The organism is Streptomyces sp. HSW2009 (assembly GCF_040240285.1).
GTDB lineage: Bacteria > Actinomycetota > Actinomycetes > Streptomycetales > Streptomycetaceae > Streptomyces.
On the sequence record NZ_JBEHZD010001018.1, the window covers coordinates 1 to 1,247 of the forward strand.

The 1,247-nt window shown below is 75.4% G+C and carries 1 protein-coding gene and 1 pseudogene; both read right to left on the reverse strand.

What is annotated here, in order from left to right:
* Positions 1-583 (reverse strand): annotated as a pseudogene (locus AAHZ94_RS34285) (hypothetical protein); the annotation flags it as partial.
* 96 nt (positions 584-679) lie between these two features.
* Positions 680-1,174: a hypothetical protein gene (locus tag AAHZ94_RS34290; protein WP_349997588.1), complete on the reverse strand. Its 495-nt coding sequence runs from the start codon at positions 1,172-1,174 to the stop codon at positions 680-682.
* Between the last annotated feature and the right edge of the window lie 73 nt (positions 1,175-1,247).

The window sequence follows — 1,247 nt, forward strand, 5'->3', positions numbered from 1 at the left end:
CGGCCGGGTCGGGGCGCCCCAACGCCTCGACACCGGCCCGCCCGGCACCGCCCCGCACGGCGCACATCGCGCCGGCGGCCGGCCCGCGATCTGCCATGGCCATGACGAATTGGTGCGGACCAATCGCGCCCGGGCCGTTCCCGTACGGACCCATCGCGTGCTGGCCGACCTCGTACGGATCAATCCCGTGCTGACCGATCTCGCACGGATCGATCCCGTACGGCCGGCGCTCCCCCGCCTCGCGCGCGTTGGCTGCACGGACGGGCAGGGCCGCCGAGAGCGCGTCACCGGCCGCCCGGGGGCACGGAACGGCCGGGGCGAGCGAGCCGGGAGCAGCGTCAGAGCCGGCGGTACGCGGGGTGTCAGGGCCGGCGGACGGCGCGGGCCCGGGCCGGTGGTGCACAGCAGGCCGGCGGTGCCCCGTGAGGCAGTGCTGGCCGGTGGGCCGGTGTTGGTCGGTGCGTCGGTGCTGGCCGGTGGGCCGGTGCTGGTCGGTGCGTCGGTGCTGGTCAGTGGTCGTGCCGCGGTGGGGCGTCAGGTGCCCCGTCGCTGCTGCCCGGAGGTGGGCAGGGGTCATCGCCATGTGTCCTTCCTGGGTTCCGGCATGCCGCGTGGGCAGGCCGGCTCCGGCCGTCAACGGGACGCGCCGGAGGGGGAACTGCCGGGTGGGGACGGGCCGTCAGACGACGGCAGGCCGTGGCGGACCACGGGTGGCGATGACATGGACGAGCAGCAGGCGCCGCGGCCGGTGGGCCTCGTGCGCCCGGCCCCGGCGGCCGTGTTCGGGCAGGGGCCCGGGGGCGGTGTCGCCGAAGAGTACGTACAGCGGGGCGAAGAGCCAGCCGGCCAGCGCCCGGCCGACCCGGAACGCGGCCTGCTCCCCGCCGCACAGCCAGGCCCCGCAGACCAGCGCGACGACCAGGTGGGCGCTCCACATGCCGAGGCCGCCGTGCCCGTCGTGCAGGGCCATGGTGTGGGCGGAGGTCATGACGTCCTGGCCCAGGTCGGTCATCTGCTGGCCGACGCCGAGCCGGTTGCCGCCGGTGGGGCTCGCCCCGGCGGCCAGTTGGTCGGACGGCCCACAACTGGGCGGCCAGACGCGGCCACTGGCCGCGATCTGCTCCCGCAGGGCGGCGGACGCGCCGGCGGCGCCGTGTCCCAGTGTCTTATTCACATCTGGAGCGGCCGACCCTACTCCGTTGGTATATGGAGGTGGGCGCCGTTTGATTAAAAAAAAGAGGGGGGGG